18 protein-coding genes are annotated in these 17,901 nt (G+C 59.5%); 16 read left to right on the top strand and 2 right to left on the bottom strand.

What is annotated here, in order from left to right; translation table 11 throughout:
* Window positions 1-89: 89 nt before the first annotated feature.
* The 8 genes from H4317_RS05695 (at window position 90) to H4317_RS05660 (ending at window position 6,780) form a co-directional block, all read left to right on the top strand.
* The gene (locus tag H4317_RS05695; RefSeq protein WP_185889178.1) at window positions 90-983 is read left to right on the top strand and encodes a cell division protein FtsX; all 894 of its coding nucleotides are present in this window, start codon (window positions 90-92) and stop codon (window positions 981-983) included.
* 72 nt (window positions 984-1,055) lie between these two features.
* On the top strand, window positions 1,056-1,376 hold the full coding sequence (locus H4317_RS05690; RefSeq protein ID WP_185889177.1) for a DUF3098 domain-containing protein: 321 nt from the start codon (window positions 1,056-1,058) through the stop codon (window positions 1,374-1,376).
* Between the two features lie 108 nt (window positions 1,377-1,484).
* On the top strand, window positions 1,485-2,273 hold the full coding sequence (locus tag H4317_RS05685; RefSeq protein ID WP_185889176.1) for an undecaprenyl-diphosphate phosphatase: 789 nt from the start codon (window positions 1,485-1,487) through the stop codon (window positions 2,271-2,273).
* A 4-nt stretch (window positions 2,274-2,277) separates the two neighbouring features.
* Window positions 2,278-3,090 carry a tRNA pseudouridine(55) synthase TruB gene (gene truB / locus H4317_RS05680; RefSeq protein WP_185889175.1) on the top strand — a complete coding sequence of 271 codons (813 nt, stop codon included), beginning with the start codon at window positions 2,278-2,280 and terminating at the stop codon, window positions 3,088-3,090.
* 102 nt (window positions 3,091-3,192) lie between these two features.
* The gene (locus H4317_RS05675; protein ID WP_185889174.1) at window positions 3,193-4,149 is read left to right on the top strand and encodes a DUF2268 domain-containing putative Zn-dependent protease; all 957 of its coding nucleotides are present in this window, start codon (window positions 3,193-3,195) and stop codon (window positions 4,147-4,149) included.
* Between the two features lie 18 nt (window positions 4,150-4,167).
* Complete coding sequence (locus tag H4317_RS05670; protein WP_185889173.1) at window positions 4,168-5,121, top strand: bifunctional riboflavin kinase/FAD synthetase; 954 nt, start codon at window positions 4,168-4,170, stop codon at window positions 5,119-5,121.
* A gap of 175 nt (window positions 5,122-5,296) precedes the next feature.
* Window positions 5,297-5,992: a CoA transferase subunit A gene (locus tag H4317_RS05665; protein WP_185889172.1), complete on the top strand. Its 696-nt coding sequence runs from the start codon at window positions 5,297-5,299 to the stop codon at window positions 5,990-5,992.
* Window positions 5,993-6,120: 128 nt separating this feature from the next.
* Window positions 6,121-6,780 (top strand): CoA transferase subunit B, encoded by a 660-nt coding sequence (locus tag H4317_RS05660; RefSeq protein WP_185889171.1) that lies wholly within the window; start codon window positions 6,121-6,123, stop codon window positions 6,778-6,780.
* Between the two features lie 128 nt (window positions 6,781-6,908).
* On the opposite strand, the gene H4317_RS05655 is transcribed toward H4317_RS05660, so the two are convergent.
* Window positions 6,909-7,385, bottom strand: coding sequence for a hypothetical protein (locus tag H4317_RS05655; protein ID WP_185889170.1), 477 nt, complete (start codon window positions 7,383-7,385; stop codon window positions 6,909-6,911).
* A 95-nt stretch (window positions 7,386-7,480) separates the two neighbouring features.
* On the opposite strand from H4317_RS05655, the gene H4317_RS05650 reads away from it, so the two are divergent.
* From H4317_RS05650 to H4317_RS05640, 3 genes are all read left to right on the top strand, one after another.
* Window positions 7,481-8,602 (top strand): hypothetical protein, encoded by a 1,122-nt coding sequence (locus H4317_RS05650; protein ID WP_185889169.1) that lies wholly within the window; start codon window positions 7,481-7,483, stop codon window positions 8,600-8,602.
* 245 nt (window positions 8,603-8,847) lie between these two features.
* On the top strand, window positions 8,848-10,491 hold the full coding sequence (locus H4317_RS05645) for a bifunctional GNAT family N-acetyltransferase/carbon-nitrogen hydrolase family protein (RefSeq protein WP_260625881.1): 1,644 nt from the start codon (window positions 8,848-8,850) through the stop codon (window positions 10,489-10,491).
* Window positions 10,492-10,640: 149 nt separating this feature from the next.
* The gene (locus tag H4317_RS05640; RefSeq protein ID WP_185889167.1) at window positions 10,641-11,360 is read left to right on the top strand and encodes an SDR family oxidoreductase; all 720 of its coding nucleotides are present in this window, start codon (window positions 10,641-10,643) and stop codon (window positions 11,358-11,360) included.
* 129 nt (window positions 11,361-11,489) lie between these two features.
* Here the strand turns inward: H4317_RS05640 and H4317_RS05635 are convergent, their stop codons facing one another.
* Entirely contained in the window at window positions 11,490-12,212 is a 723-nt protein-coding gene (locus tag H4317_RS05635) for an RDD family protein (RefSeq protein ID WP_185889166.1), read from the bottom strand.
* A 189-nt stretch (window positions 12,213-12,401) separates the two neighbouring features.
* On the opposite strand from H4317_RS05635, the gene H4317_RS05630 reads away from it, so the two are divergent.
* The 5 genes from H4317_RS05630 (at window position 12,402) to H4317_RS05610 (ending at window position 17,892) form a co-directional block, all read left to right on the top strand.
* Window positions 12,402-13,379 carry a stage II sporulation protein M gene (locus tag H4317_RS05630; protein WP_185889165.1) on the top strand — a complete coding sequence of 326 codons (978 nt, stop codon included), beginning with the start codon at window positions 12,402-12,404 and terminating at the stop codon, window positions 13,377-13,379.
* Between the two features lie 49 nt (window positions 13,380-13,428).
* Entirely contained in the window at window positions 13,429-14,409 is a 981-nt protein-coding gene (locus H4317_RS05625) for a hypothetical protein (protein WP_185889164.1), read from the top strand.
* A 64-nt stretch (window positions 14,410-14,473) separates the two neighbouring features.
* A complete protein-coding gene (locus tag H4317_RS05620) occupies window positions 14,474-15,244 on the top strand; it encodes a DUF4129 domain-containing protein (protein ID WP_185889163.1) in 771 nt (256 codons plus the stop codon).
* A 14-nt stretch (window positions 15,245-15,258) separates the two neighbouring features.
* Entirely contained in the window at window positions 15,259-16,644 is a 1,386-nt protein-coding gene (locus H4317_RS05615; protein ID WP_185889162.1) for a DUF4350 domain-containing protein, read from the top strand.
* A 354-nt stretch (window positions 16,645-16,998) separates the two neighbouring features.
* Window positions 16,999-17,892: an AAA family ATPase gene (locus tag H4317_RS05610; protein WP_260625880.1), complete on the top strand. Its 894-nt coding sequence runs from the start codon at window positions 16,999-17,001 to the stop codon at window positions 17,890-17,892.
* Window positions 17,893-17,901 lie beyond the last annotated feature (9 nt).

The raw sequence follows: 17,901 nt of genomic DNA, 5'->3' as shown, positions 1-17,901 counted from the left end.
AGACGAGAAAGCACCTAATACGCAGACCAAATGCTGCACGGCGTTCTTTCTCTCATTTACCTTCACTCCTTTGTTACCTTTGCCCTTCTATGGCCCAACCCCGCCCGACCCGCAAGAAAAAGCTAGGTAGCTACCCCCACACAATGGTGGTGTTCAGCATCACGCTGGCGTTGCTGGTTATTGGGCTGTTTGGGCTGCTCCTGATTCATGCACACAAGCTCTCCAACTTAGTGAAGGAGAACATTGAAATGCAGGTTTATCTGGAACGTAACCTGCCCGCCACGGAGCTGCTGCGCCTGCAGCAGGACTTCGCCCGCAAGCCCTACATTGCCCAGCGCGACGGCAAGGCACAGGTGCGGTTTCTGTCCAAGGAGGAAGGTGCGAAGCAGTTCATCGAGCAGACTGGCGAGGATTTTCAGCATTTTCTCGGCGACAACCCGCTGCGCGACGCATACATCCTGAAAATCAACGCCGAATACTCCGATTCGCTGCAGATGGGCCGTATTGAGCGGGAACTGAAAGCCGAGCCGGGCGTGCATGAAGTCCAGTACGTGCAGAGCCTCATCAGTTCCATCAACCAGAACGTGCGCAAGCTGAGTCTGGTGCTGCTGGGGTTTGCAGTAGTGCTGACATTTGTCGTGACGGTGCTTATCAACAATACAATTAAGCTGGCCCTGTTCTCGCAGCGTTTCCTCATCCGAAGCATGCAGTTGGTAGGAGCTACTCCGTTTTTCATTCAGCGCCCGTTCCTGAACCGCGCCACGTGGCAGGGCCTGGCGAGTGGCATTCTGGCGGGCCTGCTGCTGCTGGCACTGCTTCAATATGCCTACCTGCAGGTAGCCGACCTGCGTGTGCTCCGCGACGACCGGCTCATAGGCGCACTGCTGCTGCTAATGGTGGTACTGGGGTGCGGAATCGGCTTCCTGAGTTCCTACCGTGCCGTGCGCAAATATCTGGGCATGTCCTTGGATGATCTGTATTAACTGATTTCGAACATACTTCTCCACGCATCAGGCGCCGCGCTGCTCAGACTGATGCTCCTTGCTTTGCTACTTATGGAACCTACTTCCTCCCAAACACCCCGCTTCGCCTTCGGGCCGCGCAACTACCGCCTGATGTTCCTGGGCATTGCCGTACTAGCGGCCGGCTTCATCACCATGACCCTGGATTCTGCTGACTACGGTGAAGGGTTTTTGGGCATCACGCTAGGCCCTATCCTGCTGATAGTTGGTTTTCTGATTGAGTTCTGGGCTATTATGGCCAAGCCGCAGGCCACCGCGCCGGTGGCGCAGGATGCGACTACCCGCGACACGCTGGCCCAACAGCCTGCGCCGGCGGCTCCTGTTGCCCCTACTGCCCCTACATACAAGCGTTAAAAGCGCGAAGCCTATGCTTCATGCTCCACTGAACAGCCGCAACTAGGCTGGTTCTATCCACCTCGTGCAACTACGTGCGAAGCAGGCGCTTTGCGCTACTTTTTACCCATGAACTACTGGTACGCCCTGATCCTGGCCATCGTCGAAGGCCTGACGGAGTTTCTGCCCGTGAGCAGCACCGGCCACATGATTATTGTAGCCAACCTGCTCGGCATCGGGCAATTGCCCTTCACCGAAACCTTCATCACCTCTATTCAGCTGGGGGCCATCCTATCGGTCGTGGCGCTGTACTGGCGGCGCTTTCTGCAGAGCTTCGACTTCTATGTGAAGCTGTTTGTGGCGTTTTTGCCGTTTGGCATTCTGGGTTTCCTATTAAAAGATGTCATTGAGGAGCTGCTGAAAAGCGTGACTGTAGTGGCCGTTTCATTGGTGGTAGGTGGCGTGGTGCTGCTGTTCGTGGATAGGTGGTTTTCGAGTCCGCGCAAGGAGGTAACCACACCCAGCCTGCCGCAGGCGTTGCGCATCGGGCTGTTTCAGTGTCTGGCGCTGGTGCCCGGCGTGAGCCGCTCGGCGGCCACCATCGTCGGCGGCCTGGCTCAGGGCTTCGACCGTCGCTCGGCCGCTGACTTTTCATTTCTGCTGGCTGTGCCGACCATGTTTGTCATCACCGCTTACCAACTCTACAAGACCTACAAAATAGCGGCTCCCGGCGCCGATGATATTAAGCTGCTGCTGTTCGGCAACGTTGTGGCGTTCATCGTGGGCCTGCTGGCGGTGAAGTCGTTCGTGAATTTTGTATCGCGCTTTGGTTTCCGCGCTTTCGGTTTCTACCGCATCATCGTGGGCGTGGTCATTCTGGTTATGATTGCGCTGGGCATTCCTATGCAGCTCATCTAATACCATGGATACTCCCCGCTCATTTGATTTCGAAGCCGGCGAAGTGCTGCTCCTCGATAAGCCACTTACCTGGACTTCGTTTGACGTGGTGCGCAAGGTGAAGAACACGCTGCGCATAAAGAAAATCGGCCATGCCGGCACCCTCGACCCCTTGGCTACCGGCCTGCTGATTCTGTGCACCGGCAAGAAAACCAAGGAAATCGACCAGATTCAGGCCCAGGAAAAGGAATACACCGGCACCTTCCGCCTCGGCCAGACGACGCCCAGCTTCGATCTGGAAACGGCCGTAGATGCTGAGCTGCCGTGGGAGCACCTCACCGAAGACGAAATCCGGGCGGCCACCGCACCATTCGTGGGCCAGATTGCGCAGACGCCGCCGCTGTTTTCGGCCGTGAAAGTGAACGGCGAGCGAGCCTACGAGGTGGCCCGCCGCGGCGACGAAGCCGAAATCAAAAGCAAGCTGGTTACCATCCGGGAGTTTGAAATCACGCGCATTGCACTGCCCGACGTGGATTTCCGTGTCACCTGCTCCAAAGGCACCTATATCCGCAGCCTCGCCCGCGACTTTGGTACCGCGCTGGGCTGTGGCGCCCACCTCACTAAGCTGGTCCGCACCCGTATCGGCGAGTACCGTGTAGAAGACGCCCTAACGATGGAAGCCGTGGAGGCCATGCGCCCGCCGCGCCCGGAAGGCGAAGCGGAGCGGCCCCGCCGGCAGCGGCCACAGCGCCCCGAGCGGCGGGCCGGGCTGGAGTTTTTCAACGCCAACCAAGCCGACGCCTCTGCTCCGTCTGATCAACCGACGCCTTCTCAGTAAGCAAGTGGTTGGGATTTACGGAAAATGCGGTTTGTTTAGACTGATCTGGGGACTTGCTGCCAGCCCTGCGCCCACTGCCTGAACCTGCTTCCACGTTTTACTATGGTTACGTCCCGTTTGTACCCATTGCTGCTTGCTCTGCTACTGTGCGGCCCTCGCACTTGGGCGCAGAACACAACGCCTGCTACCAAAAAGGCCCCTATTCAGCCAGTTCCAACTATCCCAGCCCGGGAGGCAGCTCCATTGAAGGTCCGCTTCGAAACGCAGGACGTGACCAATTTCTGGCGGGCGTTTGATGCGGATGCGGCAGGTATGCCCGGCAATCTGTTTGCTACGCTTTACTGGCAGCCTGCCACGCCGGGCACCCGCATTCTACTGGAGAAAAACGGGCTGGCCAACGCCGATTCGCTGCGGGCCGTGGTGCGCCGCCGCCGCGCCGACTACCTCCGTATTCGGGCCAGCTCTGAGCGGATGGCTTCGGCCGTGCCCGCTTGCCGAGCCACCTATCTGGCACTGAAAAACCTGTATCCGGCAGCCACTTTTCCGCCCGTCATTTTCGGCATAGGAATATTCGGCGTGGGAGGCAATGCCCAAGCCGTAGGGTTGCTGCTAAGCGCCGAAATGAATGCCCCCGCCGACATGCCCGCACTGGCCGCACACGAGGCCGTGCATCTGCAGCAGAACATTCCGTACAAATACCGCATCCTGCTAGAGCAGTGCCTGATTGAGGGCGGGGCCGATTTTGTGGCAGAGCTGGCCTCAGGTCGCATCGTAAAAACGGAGCCATATGAGTACGCCGTTGGCCGCGAAAAGCAGCTGTGGCAGGAGTTTGCCCGCGACCAGAACCTGGGCGAAAATGACAGCTTCGCGAATTGGCTTTACGGAGGTGACCGACCGGCCGGCCGGCCCTCCGATTTGGGTTACTACATCGGCTACCAGATTTGTAAGGCCTACTACAGCCGCGCCACCGACAAGCGCCAAGCCGTACACGATATTCTCAACATTGCCGATTGCCGGCAATTCCTGCAACAAAGCCACTACGCCGGCCAGTTTCGGTAGCGGCCTTCGCCTTTCCGTATGCTCATTGTTCACGATCCTGCCGAATTTCCGTATTTATCGAATGCCGTAGTAACCAGCGGCACGTTTGATGGCGTGCATGTAGGACACCAGCAGATTCTGCGGCGCCTGTGTGAGGTGGCAACGCACAGCGGCGGGCCGGCCGTGGTGATTACCTACTGGCCGCACCCGCGGCTGGTGCTGGGGCCGCCGCCTTCCCACCCCGAAATGCTGGCGCTGCGGCTGCTTAATACCCTGGACGAGCGCGCGGCCAAGCTGGCGGAATTTGGCGTTGATTATCTGCTGGTCGTGCCTTTCACCCGGGAATTTGCGGCCTGGACCTCGGAGGAGTACATTCAGAACATTCTGCTGCGCACGGTGGGCACCAGCAAACTGGTCATCGGCTACGACCACCGCTTCGGCAAAAACCGGGAGGGAGGCTTCGACTACCTGCGCCAGAACGCGGACCGCTACGGCATGAGCGTGGAGGAAATTCCGCGCGAAGACGTGGACGCCGTGGGCGTGAGCAGCACCCGCATCCGGCGCGCCATCGAAAGCGGCGACATTCTCACGGCCAACCGCTACCTCGGCTACTCCTACCCGCTCACGGGCATGGTGGTGAAAGGCCGGCAGCTGGGCCGCACTATTGGCTGGCCCACGGCCAACATTGTGTGTGAGGAACCACTGAAGTTGACGCCGGCCCGCGGCGTGTATGCCGTGATGGCCACTACGGCCGCGGGTACGCACCACCCGGCCATGCTCAATATTGGCGTGCGCCCCACCATCGGCGGCGACTTGGCCCAGACCGTAGAGGCGCACCTGCTCGACTTCGACGGCGACCTGTACGACCAGCCGCTGACGGTGGAGTTTGTGGCCCGCCTCCGCGACGAGCAGAAATTCAACGGCCTCGATGAGCTGAAAGCCCAACTGGCGCTGGATGCCGCTGATGCCCGCCGCCACCTGATAGGCGGCTAAGCAGCCACTACACCTGCCATCCGGAGCGACGACGCAGGACTTTCTTCCGCTGAAGCAACTCGTTCAGTCGTGGGAGAAGGTCCTGCGTTGCCGCTTGATTCGCGGAAGTCTTCGGATGGCGGGCGGTTTTCGTAGTTCTCTCTACCTTTCCGCTCCCAAACATCCCACCCTTCCTATGATCAATAAAGTAGTAGCCGGCCCGGAAGAAGCCCTGCGCGGCCTCACCGACGGCATGACCCTCATGCTGGGCGGCTTCGGCCTATGCGGCATTCCCGAGAACAGCATCCGGGAAATTCTGCGCCTCGGCGTGAAAAACCTGACCTGCATCAGCAACAACGCCGGCGTCGATGATTTCGGCATCGGGCTGCTGCTGCAGACCCGGCAGGTGAAGAAGATGATTTCCAGCTACGTGGGCGAGAATGCCGAGTTTGAGCGGCAGCTGCTCTCTGGCGAGCTGGAAGTAGAGCTGATTCCGCAGGGCACGCTGGCCGAGCGGTGCCGGGCCGGTGGCGCAGGTATTCCGGCATTCTACACGCCGGCCGGCTACGGTACGGAGGTGGGCGAAGGCAAGGAAAGCCGTGAGTTCAACGGCAAGATGTACCTACTGGAATCCGCCCTGCACGCTGATTATGCCTTCGTGAAGGCCTGGAAAGGCGATACGGCCGGCAACTTGGTGTTCAAAGGCACGGCGCGCAACTTCAACCCCATGATGGCGACGGCCGGCAAAATCACGGTGGCGGAAGTAGAAGAGCTGGTGCCTGCCGGCGAGCTGGACCCCAACCACATTCATACGCCCGGCATTTTCGTGCAGCGCATTTATCAGGGCCAGCACTACGAGAAGCGCATCGAGCAGCGCACGGTGCGCGCCTAGCAATAAATCAGAACGTCATGCAGAGGCGCAGCCGAAGCATCTCGCGTGCTGACGTTGCAATAGTAATCCTGTGTCAGCACGCGAGATGCTTCGCTCCGCTCTGCATGACGACCTCATAAAAACCCACTATGGCACTCGACAAACACGGCATTGCCCGGCGCATTGCGCAGGAAGTACAGAACAACTCTTACGTCAACCTGGGCATCGGCATCCCGACGCTGGTGGCCAACTATATTCCCGAAGGCATTAACGTGGAGCTGCAGAGCGAAAACGGGCTGCTGGGCATGGGCCCTTTCCCCACCGACGCCGAGGTAGACCCCGACCTGATCAACGCCGGCAAGCAGACCGTAACCACGCTGCCGGGCTCCAGCCTCTTCTCCTCCGCCGACTCGTTCGGCATGATTCGGGGCGAGCATGTGGACCTGACCATTCTGGGCGCCATGGAGGTTTCCGAAAACGGCGACATTGCCAACTGGAAGATTCCGGGCAAGATGGTGAAAGGCATGGGCGGCGCCATGGACCTGGTAGCTTCCGCCAAAAACATCATCGTGGCCATGCAGCACGTAGCCCGCGACGGCAGCAGCAAGCTGCTGCCAGCCTGCACCCTGCCCATCACTGGTCTGCGTTGCGTGAAAAAGATTGTCACGGAGCTGGCCGTCATTGACGTGACGCCCGACGGATTTGTGTTGCGCGAGCGGGCACCTGGCGTCACGGTAGAGCAGATTCAGGCGGCTACTGCCGGCAAGCTGGTCGTGCGCGGCGAAATTCCGGAAATGACGGGGGTGTAAATCAGTAAATGGTGATTCACTCACCTGTCATCCTGAGCAACGCGAAGGACCTTGTCACGCCAGAACGATTCTGTTCAGCGTGACAAGGTCCTTCGCGTTGCTCAGGATGACAGACAGTTTTTTGTGCCTCACTTCAGCCGCCGGAATGCCTGGGCCAGAATACGCTCGGCGGCTTCGGGCGTGAAGTGGGAGAAATACTTGCGCAGGTGCGCCAGCGCGGCAGGCGCGCTGAGGCCGCCGGCCTGTACGGCCTCAGCCAAGTGGTCAGCCAGCGTATCGGGGTGGCTAGTGAGAGCTGGAAACTCGTGGCGGGTTTTGTAGCGGGCCAGAATATCGACGCGGAGCGTGGCCGGAGCCCCCGGAATCTGGGCCAGCAGCCGCTCCATCACCAATTGCACTTCGTCCATGAACAGCGTGCGCACCAGACCGGGCGGCGTAGGCACGGCCTGTCCGGCAGCCGCAACAAGCAGCACGGCCGCCGGCATATCGGGGTGCCAGCGGCTAACATCGGGCGGGGCACAGAGCCAGGCCGTGGGCGGAAACCCCTCCGGCTGATTGAGCAGCCGGCCCAGGGTCTGAAGGCGGCGTTCTTCAGGAGGAAGCATACTGCAAGGTACGACGCAGAGGCCGGATGCGGCGACTAGTGGGCCCAGGTGCTATATTCGGGTTCCTGATATTTTCCGGCGCAATTCCTTCTGTTATGCTGCAACGCTACCCGCTTTTCCTGTTCCTGCTGCTAGCCGGTGCCGTCACGGCCCGGGCTCAGTCGCCGAATATTACCCGCGCCGATATGCCGGTAGCTACCGATACGCTCCGTCAAAGCACGGCGGCGCTGGTGCTGCCGGCCGGTGCGCCGCCCCTGACTCAGCGCGGCGCCAACCAAACTTGGAACTACAGCACGTTGGTAGCTACCGCCCAAAATGTGGCTCGCTTCACTACTGTTCCCAGCCAACCGCTGTACACGCTTACCTTCAATTCGCTCTTCAGCGGCAGCAACCGCGCCACCGTAGCGGCGCCGCAGAGTGTGCCGCTGCCGCCGGGCTTCTCGCTGCCCATCACCGACCCCTACCAGTTTTTCAACGCCTCGAATGCGGACTTTCGCTCTGTGGGCTATGGTGGCACGCTGGCGGGCACGGCGGTACCTGTCACGTATGCCAGCGCTGCTCAGCAGGACGTTATCTACCGGTTCCCGCTCAGCTTTGCCAGCGCCCCGGACTCCAGCAACTCGTTTTTCAGCATCAACGTGCCGGGCACCGGCTACCTGAGCCAGGAGCGCAAGCGGGTGAACAAAGCAGATGCCTGGGGCCGCCTCACCACGCCGTTCGGCACGTACCAGACGGTGCGTGTAGTGAGCCGCATTGAGGACCGCGACAGTATTTCGGCGGGCGGCATCAGCCAGGGTTTTGAGTTGCCTATCGTGCGCGAATACAAGTGGCTGGCGGTAGGCCAGCATGTGCCGCTGCTTACCATTACGACCACGCAGGTAGCAGCGCAGGAAGTTATTTCGGCAATAGAATACCGCGACATATACCGCCGTCTGGGTGTGCTTGGCACCAGCAGTCAATTGCCCGAATCGGCGCTTCGCTTCTATCCCAATCCGTCGGGGGGCACGGCTCCGCTACACCTGCTACTGCCCGCAGCTGGTGCTACTACTATCACCGCCACCGACCTGACCGGCCGCCTTTTGTTCTGCCACACGCTGCCGCATGCTTCCCGCGAAACGGAGTTGCCCGCTACACTGTTCGGAGCGTTCCGGGGTGTGGCCCTGCTCCGTGTGCAGACCGAAGCCGGCGTGGCCGTGCGGCGCGTGGTGCGCGAGTAGCGCAGCCGGAAGCAAGCTACCGAAAGCCCGCTTCGTGTTATCTGCGAAGCGGGCTTTTTCTGTGCCAGTCTTTTCCACTGAGCCTTTTTACCATCGAAGTTGTTGTGCAGCCGTAAAGCAGGCAGGCCCGTTAAGGGCCCTATCTTTGCGCTTCTCCTCACGAAACTTCCTTTCTGATTCATATGGCAACGAGTTCCAACGGTAAGGCGGGCGGCGCACATGGCAAGAAAAATACGCTGCCAGGCATGCCCCAGACACCCGAATTGCTGACCCCTACCGCTATTCCGGCGCATAAGCTGGTACTGCGCACCCTGAAAAGAGTTGATTTCAAGGCCGTGAAGGAAATCATGGACAAGGTATACTCCAACATGGAGGGCGCCTGGGCCCAGGACGAATACAACGCACTGCTGAAGAAATTTCCGGAAGGCCAGATTTGCATTGAAGACAACGGGCAGGTGGTAGCCGCGGCGCTGGCCATCATCGTGCAGTATTCCGACTTCGGTGACCGACACACCTACTCCAAAATCACGGGGGGCGGCAAGTTCAACACGCACAACCCCGACGGCGACACGCTCTATGGTGTGGACGTGTTTGTAGACCCGGAATACCGCAGCCTGCGCCTGGGCCGCCGCCTCTACGATGCCCGCAAAGAGCTGTGCGAAAACCTGAACCTGCGCGCTATGGTGGCTGGGGGCCGGATTCCGGGCTATGCGGCTTACGCCAACGAAATGACGCCGGCCAAGTACGTGGAAATGGTGCGCAACAAGGAACTCACCGACCCCATTCTCACCTTCCAGCTCTCCAACGACTTCTACGTCCGCAAGCTTATTCGTGGGTATTTGCCCTACGATTCGGAGTCGAAGGCCTATGCCACGCTGCTGGAATGGATTAACGTGTACTACGATGAGGAAACCGACAAGCTGATTGGCAACCAGAAATCGAACGTGCGCATTGGCATTGTGCAGTGGCAGATGCGTGCTACCAAAAACCTGGAAGACTTTTTCCAGCAGATGGAATTCTTCGTGGACACCGTTTCGGGCTATAAGGCCGACTGCGTGTTGTTCCCGGAGTTTTTCAACGCGCCCATGATGGCCCTCACCAATGAGGAGTCCGCCTCGGTGGCTATCCGCTCGATGGCGGCCTTCACGGAGCCCATCAAAACCAAAATGATGGAGCTGGCCGTGAGCTACAACATCAACGTCATTGCCGGCTCGATGCCGCTCTACGACGATGGCAAACTCTACAACGTGAGCTACCTCTGCCGCCGCGACGGTACCGTGGACGAGCAGTACAAGCTGCACGTTACACCCGACGAGGCCAGCTACTGGGGTATGCGCGGCGGCGACAAACTACGCTGCTTCGACACAGATTTCGGCAAAATCGGTATCCTGATCTGCTACGACGTTGAGTTTCCGGAGCTTTCCCGCATGCTGAGTGATGAGGGCATGAAAATCCTGTTCGTGCCTTTCTGGACCGATACCAAAAACTCGTACCAGCGCGTGCGGCTTTGCGCGCAGGCGCGGGCCATTGAAAACGAGTGCTATGTGGCCATCACCGGCTCGGTAGGCAATCTGCCGCGCGTCGAGAACATGGACATTCAGTATTCGCAGAGCGCCGTGTTCAGCCCATCAGACTTTGCATTCCCGCACGATGCTATTGTGGCCGAAGCCACGCCAAACACCGAAATGACCCTGATTGCCGACCTGGACCTGGACCTGCTGAAGGACCTTAATACCAGCGGCGCCGTGCGCAACCTCCGCGACCGGCGCAAAGACCTGTACTCGGTGAGTTGGGTGAAGAAAACGGAGCGCGACGACGAGTTGCTGGCCCAGGGCGAGGAACGCGTTATTAAAACTCCCAGCCGCCGCAAGGCACTGCCTGCCAGCTAGCACGTAGTCTTACTGATTCTTACCAAACCGGCCCGTCAGAAACGACGGGCCGGTTTCGTTTTGTGTAGAATTTGGGACTTACGGCCCTGCTCGCCGGTTTTTGCTTAAACTGCGCCCCCCTAACGCCACCTTTCATCTTACTCTCTTTTATGAAACGCGTCCTAATTACCGGGGCCAACCGGGGCCTGGGTCTCGAACTCACCCGTCAGTCGTTGGAGCGTGGCGACATGGTATTTGCCACCAGCCGTCGTCCCGAAGCCGCCACCGACCTACAACACCTGGCCACCCAGTACCCCGGCCACCTCACCCTCGTGCAACTCGATGTGACGGATGAAGCCAGTATCCGGGCCGCGCACGAGGCCGTGAAAGTAGTAACCTCCAGTCTCGACCTGCTCATCAACAATGCCGGTATTTATCCGGGCATGGGGCCGGAAGACCCCGAAAACCAGCGGCTGGGCCAGTTCACAGCCGACGGCGCACTGCAGGTATTGCGCGTAAATGCTGTGGGCCCGCTGTTGGTAGCCCAAGCTTTTCTGGATTTACTGCGTGCCGGCAGCAAAGCTCGCATTCTGAGCCTTTCCTCGGGGCAGGGCTCGTTGGAGTGGAAAGCCTCCGGCGACCCATATCACTACAGCGCCAGCAAAGCCACCCTAAACATGTATATGCGCGCCCTGGCCGCTGAAATCGGGCAGTACGGCGTATTGTCTATTCTGGTGGATCCGGGCTGGGTACGTACGGGCATGGGTGGTAGCGCCGCCGCCCAAGACCCTGCCGTAGCTGCCAAAGGCATCCTGCGTCTCGCCGACCAGCTGCACGCCGAGGAAAACGGCAGCTTTGTGACGTGGCAGAACCAACATGTGCCGTGGTAGCCTTGCGCCAGGCACTTTGCTTTTCACGTCCATAAAGAAGGGGCCTGCTACAGCACAGTAGCAGGCCCCTTCTTTATGGATGTAACTCTTGAATAAATGCCCGGTTCGGGGGCTATATGCCGGCAGAGCTTAGCCTTGCAGCGCTGCCAAGTGGGCATGGTCACGTATGACCGTGCGCAGAAAGGCCTCGTCGGGTAGCTGCGTCTGAATGCCTGTGAGGGATTTTACTTTTGCGGCCACCTCGTTCAGCAGCATGTAGTTTTCGCGCTCCAGCCCTTTAAACAGCAGCTGCCGGATAGTTGCAACATCATGGTCTTGTAGCTGGGCGGCCTGCGGAAATACCACCACGTAGTCGGGGGACGTGAAGGCTGGCGCCAGCGGGCCGCCGCTCTGGCGCTGGCGCGTGCTGATAACCGTGGTACCCGCCGCTAAGTCACCGAGGCGCTGGCCCCGGCCGTTAACCAAAATCACGACCACCGCTACCAAACCGTTCATGGTGCTAATGTCCACGATGCGCAGAATCCAGCGTAACAGGTAGTCGCCAAGGGTAGGTTTGGTGCCGTCCAGCCGCATGACTCTAATGTCGCGCGCTTTCTTCCCCAAGCTCTGGCCATTGAAGTACAGCTCGCACAGCAGGTCGTAGAACACGTACGTTGCCCCCACTACTACGCCAACGAGCACATAGAGCGTCATGTTTTTAATTCCCAGCGCCGCTATGAGTAGCACCCAGATGATTGCCCAGGCACCCAGAATCAGGTAGTCGATGATGGCCGCCAGAATTCGTTCGCCCAGGCTGGCGACTTCGTATTCAAGGGTTACGTTTTGGGCAGTCTGAACGCGGATAGTGCTCATGAGCAGGCGGCGCGGCGGGCAGGCCGGCCGGAATTTAGGTAGCAAAAAAAGAGGCGGGGCCGGAAAAAATACCCATCTTCGCCGTGTTCGGCAAGGCCGCAAATTACGGGTTCTGCCCGCATTTCAGTTACTTCGCCGGCGCATCTTATCCGTTATTTCCCGCCGCTTTTTCTACCCGGCCAGTTCTATATGCGCGAAGCGGTATTTCTGCGGCTCAACGAGGCCAAATGGAAGCAGTACGAAAGCCAGCCACCCGCCGGCCCCGACGAGCTGGCGGCCCGCTTTGTAGAGCTGACCGACGACCTGGCCTACGCCCAGACTTTCTATCCCGCCTCGCCTACTACCCGCTACCTCAACGACCTGACAGCCCGCCAGCACCAGGCCATCTACAAAAACAAAACAGAAAGCACGGGACGCTTTCGGCACTTCTGGCGGCAGGAGCTGCCGCTGCTGGTAGCGTGCCACCACCGTACGCTGGCCGTGTCGCTGGTGCTGTTCACGGTATTCACGCTGCTGGGCGCGCTTTCGGCCGCCTACGACGACACGTTTGTGCGTGTGGTGCTGGGCGACGCGTATGTGAATAAAACGCTGGAAAATATTGAGCGCGGCGACCCGATGGCCGTGTATAAAGGCATGAGCGAAACGCCGATGTTTCTGGCCATCACGGTCAATAACATCTATGTGGCGCTGGTAGCCTATGCGCTGGGCGCCACGCTGGGACTGGGTACCGTATGGGCCCTGTTTCGGAACGGCGTGATGCTGGGCTCATTTCAATACTTCTTCTACCAGAAGGGCGTGCTGCTGCCCTCGCTGCTTACCATCTGGATACATGGCACGCTGGAAATATCGGCCATTGTGCTGGCCGGCGGTGCGGGCTTCGTAATGGCGCGCGGCATCTTGTTTCCGGGCACCTACTCTCGCGCTGTTGCCTTCCGCCAAGCTGCCCGCGACGGTCTGAAGCTGGCTATTGGGCTGGTGCCTATCTTCATGGTAGCTGGCTTTCTGGAAGGCTTCGTGACGCGCCATACGGGCATGCCCGTGTGGCTGAGTGTGGCCATTATTGGTTCTTCCGCAGCATTTATTGTCTGGTATTTCATTCTGTATCCCCGGCAGCTCATGGCCCGGCTGCGTGCTCATTCGGCCAACCCTTCACCTGCATCTTTCTGAGCGGCCGGCAGCAGCCCGGCAGCTCATCACCTAATCAGCGCAATACGCTATGCCCGCAAAATTTACCCACGAAGCCGATTTTCGCCAAGAACGAGATTTTGGTGCCAAAATCGGGGCTACGTTCGAGTTTCTGGGGGCGCACTGGCGGCCGCTGGGCAAGTGCCTGCTCTATTTTGTGCTGCCCGTTTCGCTGCTGATGGGCATCGGTCTGGGCCTGGTCATGAACAACATGTTCGACCTGATGGGAGCCGCGCAGAGCAATCCGAAGGCTGTTGATCCGGCGTCCATGTTCGGGCCTTCTTACTTCTCCGGGCTGGGTCTGGCTATGCTGGGCGGCCTGCTGGCATTTATCATGCTGATGAGCACAGTGTATGCCTACGTGCGCCTGCTGCTCAATTCTGAAGCAGCCGCTGCCCCGACGCCCGCGCAGGTCTGGCTGGAAATCAAAGCCCGACTAGGCCGGATTTTCGCCGCCTTTGGGGTGCTGGTACTGGTGTATATGGTGGCTATAAGCCTGTTTGCGGGCCTGGTCGCGTTGCTGGATGCCATGGCGTTCCTGCTCATGCTGGTGGTGGTACCGGCCCTGTTCTACCTGTCTGTGCCGATAACGCTGTATTTCCCGGTGCTGCTGCTCGAGGACGGCGGCCTGCTACCGGCGCTGCGCCGCAGTTTTTATCTGGTGCAGGGTAAATGGTGGTCTACTTTCGGGTTGCTGCTCGTCGCCGGTATGATTCAGGGGATGCTCACCATCGTGTTTATCCTGCCACAATACGCCGTTATGTTCGGCAAAATGCTCAAGGTGCCAGTGCTTGGGTCCGACGCCATGGGCATGATGGCACAGTGCTTTTACACTTCCGGCATTCTACTCACCTATCCTATTTCACTGATAGCGCTGATATTCCAGTATTTCAACCTAGTAGAGCGCAAAGAAGGACTGGGCCTGCGCAGCCTCGTGAACAGCCTGGGCAGCGGCCCTGCGCCCGTGGCCTACAACCAAGCCTACCGCCCCGATGAAGAAGGCGAATACTAGTTTCTGCGCTCTGTCTCTTATTTTGACCTTGCTTTCTGCTGGCCTGTAGCCATTGCCTCATCTTGTGTTTCTAGTTCTGCTTTTTCGCCGATGCCGCGTAGCGGTGCTGCTGGTGTTGGTGGCCCTGGCCGCCATGCCGGCCGCCGCGCAGCGCCCCCGCAACGCAGCCGCCACCTACCCGCTGCCGCCCGACCGCACAACGCCTGTGACGCTACGGCGCCCAGCACCCGAGCGGCTCCGGGAGTTTCGGCAGCAGCGCGAGTTTCAGTACGTGGAAGTGAAGAGCGAACAAAGCAGCTGGGACCTGTTATGGGCTCGGTTCTGGCATTGGCTTTCCGATTTGCTGGAAACACGCCCCGGCAAGCTGGTTTGGAAATACGGCATCTGTGTCGGGCTGGTAGTGGCGCTGGTGTATGTGGTGCTGAAGCTGATGCAGGTAGATCTTACCCGCGCCTTTGGCCGCAGTCCGCGCCCGGTGGCTCTGGCTTATGATGTGCAGGCCGAGGACATTCATGGGCAGGACTTCGAGGCCTTGCTGGCCGCAGCCGAAGCAGAAAACAACTACCGACTGGCCGTGCGCCTTGGCTACTTGCACGTGCTCAAGCAGCTCGCTGACCAGAGCCTCATCCGCTGGCAGCCCGACAAAACCAACCACGACTACCTGTTTGAACTGCCCGCCGGCCCGCTGCCCGATGCCTTCCGGGAGCTGACCCAGCAGTTCGACTACGTGTGGTACGGGGAGCACGACGACCTCACGCCCGCGCACTATGCCCAGGCCCGCGCCACCCGGCTGGCCTTCCAGCAGCTGCTCCACACCGGCCGCCGCGCCGCCTGATCCACTTCGCACCTATGACCACTTTTCGCTGGTATCTGCTCGGGTTGGCGCTGCTGTTTGGGGCCTATGTGGCCGTAGAGTACTACCGGCCCAAACCGCTCGACTGGACACCGACCTTCCAGAACAAAGACAAAATTCCTTACGGCACCTACGTGCTCTACGACGTGCTGCCCGACGTGCTGGGCGTAGCGAAGCGCGATGTAAAGCAGGTACGGGTGCCTATCTATAGCCAGATTGAGGGGGAGGATGAGACAACGGTGGCCCTTGCCGATAGCGCTGCCGCCGATACCACGGAGGCGCAGAGCAGCCAGCCCGATACCATAGATCCTGAGCCAGCTACCACCAGCCCCGAAGAGGTGGCCACCGGAGAGGCCGACTACATGGCGGGTCTGGCCGAGTCCGGCTTCCCCAAATCGACTTACATTTTTGTGGATGATGCGTTTGAGCTGAGCGGGTCCGATTGCCGCTCGTTGCTGCGCCACGTGGCCCGCGGCAACGACGTATTCATTGCCGCCGAGCAGTTCGACGCGCATTTCGCCGATACGCTGGGCTTCCGCACCGCCCCTTTCGTGAATCGCCCACGCCTGAAGGGGGCTTCCGCAAATACGCTGCTGAAAGATTCTACCGTGTTTCGGCTTACCAACGCAGCACTAGCACGGCAGACCAAGCGCCGGAATTTCAGTCTGCCCGCGCTGGGCACTTCCTACCGCCTCCTGCCTGACAGTGCGATGCCCGCCACCCTGCTCGCCGCCGATACAGCCGGGCGGGCTGTGCTGGTGCGTATGCCGCACGGGAGGGGACACTTCTACCTCTGCACCGTGCCGCTGGCTTTCACCAACTACTTTGTGCTGCAGCCTGCCACCTCTCCTTTCGCCTTTTCGGCGCTTTCGTATTTGCCGGCCGGCCGCACAGTATGGTGGGACGAATATCAGAAACAGGGGCGGCAAGAAGAGCAGACGCTGTTGCGGGTAGTGCTGGCCCACGATGCGCTGCGCTGGGCGTTGTATCTGGTGGTACTTGGGGCGCTGCTGTTCGTGGTGTTTGAGGCCCGGCGGCGGCAACGCGTCATTCCGGTATTACGGCCGCTTCCTAATACTACTCTCCTTTTCACGCGCACCATTGCCAGCCTCTACCGGCAGGGCACCAGCCACCTGCCAATTGCCGAGAAAAAGGTCGGTCTGTTTCTGGAGCATTTACGGACTCGGTTTCATGAGCCTGGCCTTGACCTGAACGATGAATCTGCCCGTGAACGACTGGCTCAGAAAGCCGGTATTCCTCGCGCTGAAGTGGATGCACTAGTGCGTCGCATCAACTATCTGCTTACTGCTCCACAGGTGACGGACGTTGAGCTTCTGTCGTTGAATAAGGCTCTTAACGAATTCCGAAAAGCGGCGTCTTAAACAGAATTGCATTATTCTGCAAAATTGAATTTTACCGTTTTATAACTATTCCTATTTTATGTACAGGAACACCATAAACAGCATATCAACTAAAGTATTTCAATAAAACTATGAAATTATTTACTGTCGACTTTCCCCCTACGCTCGTCCTTTTTGCTTTTGAATTTCAAGATGGAAAATAATCTAAATCCTGACGCGCCGGAACTACAGCCAGACCTGACGGCCCCCACGAGTCCGACCACGACCGGCACTCCTGACACGGCCGCCCAAACCGTGCCCGCTCCCTTCACTTCCCGCACCGACCTTAGCCACCTTGGCCGCCACGCCGACGCCATCCGGCAGGAACTGAGCAAGGTGATAGTGGGCCAGCAGGCCCTAGCCGAGCTGCTGCTCACCGCCATTTTGGCCGACGGGCATGTGCTCTTGGAAGGCGTTCCTGGCGTTGCTAAAACGCTTACCGCTAAGCTGCTGGCTCGCACCCTAGAAGTACCCTTCAGCCGCCTGCAATTCACCCCCGACCTGATGCCGTCTGACGTGCTAGGCACCTCAGTTTTCCGACCGAACAAGGCAGAATTTGAGTTCCGGCCCGGCCCTATTTTCGCCAGTATTGTGCTGATTGACGAAATCAACCGCGCCCCGGCCAAAACGCAGTCGGCGCTGTTTGAGGTGATGGAGGAGCGGCAAGTAACGCAGGATGGCACCCGCTACACCGTGCCGGAGCCGTTTATGGTGCTGGCCACGCAAAACCCCATTGAACAGGAAGGCACCTACCGCCTTCCAGAAGCCCAGCTCGACCGGTTTCTGTTCAAGCTGAATGTAGGCTACCCAACCGTGGACGAGGAAATAGCCATTCTGCAGGGCCACCACGCTGGCTTTGGTGGCACACCACTGGAGGCAGTGCGCGCCGTACTCACGGCGGCCGACCTGCGGGGCCTGCGCGAGCAGGTGCGCCGCCAGCATGTGGAGCCCAAGCTACTTGAGTACATTGCCCGCGTAGTAGGCCAGACGCGTGCCCACAAGGGCCTGTACTTAGGCGCTTCGCCCCGGGCCTCCTTGGCTCTGCTCAACGGTGCCAAGGCGCTGGCCGCCCTGCGTGGCCGCGACTTCGTGACCCCCGAAGACATTCAGTACCTAGCCGCACCGGTGCTCCGCCACCGCATTCAGCTCACACCGGAGCGCGAAATGGAGGGCCACACCGCCGATGATATTGTCAAGCAGATTCTGCAGCAGATTGAGGTTCCCAGGTAGCGCGCTGTC

It is taken from the genome of Hymenobacter sediminicola (genome assembly GCF_014250515.1).
GTDB lineage: Bacteria > Bacteroidota > Bacteroidia > Cytophagales > Hymenobacteraceae > Hymenobacter > Hymenobacter sediminicola.
Note: the sequence above shows the minus strand (reverse complement) of the source record. Positions and strands in the feature narration are given on the sequence as shown.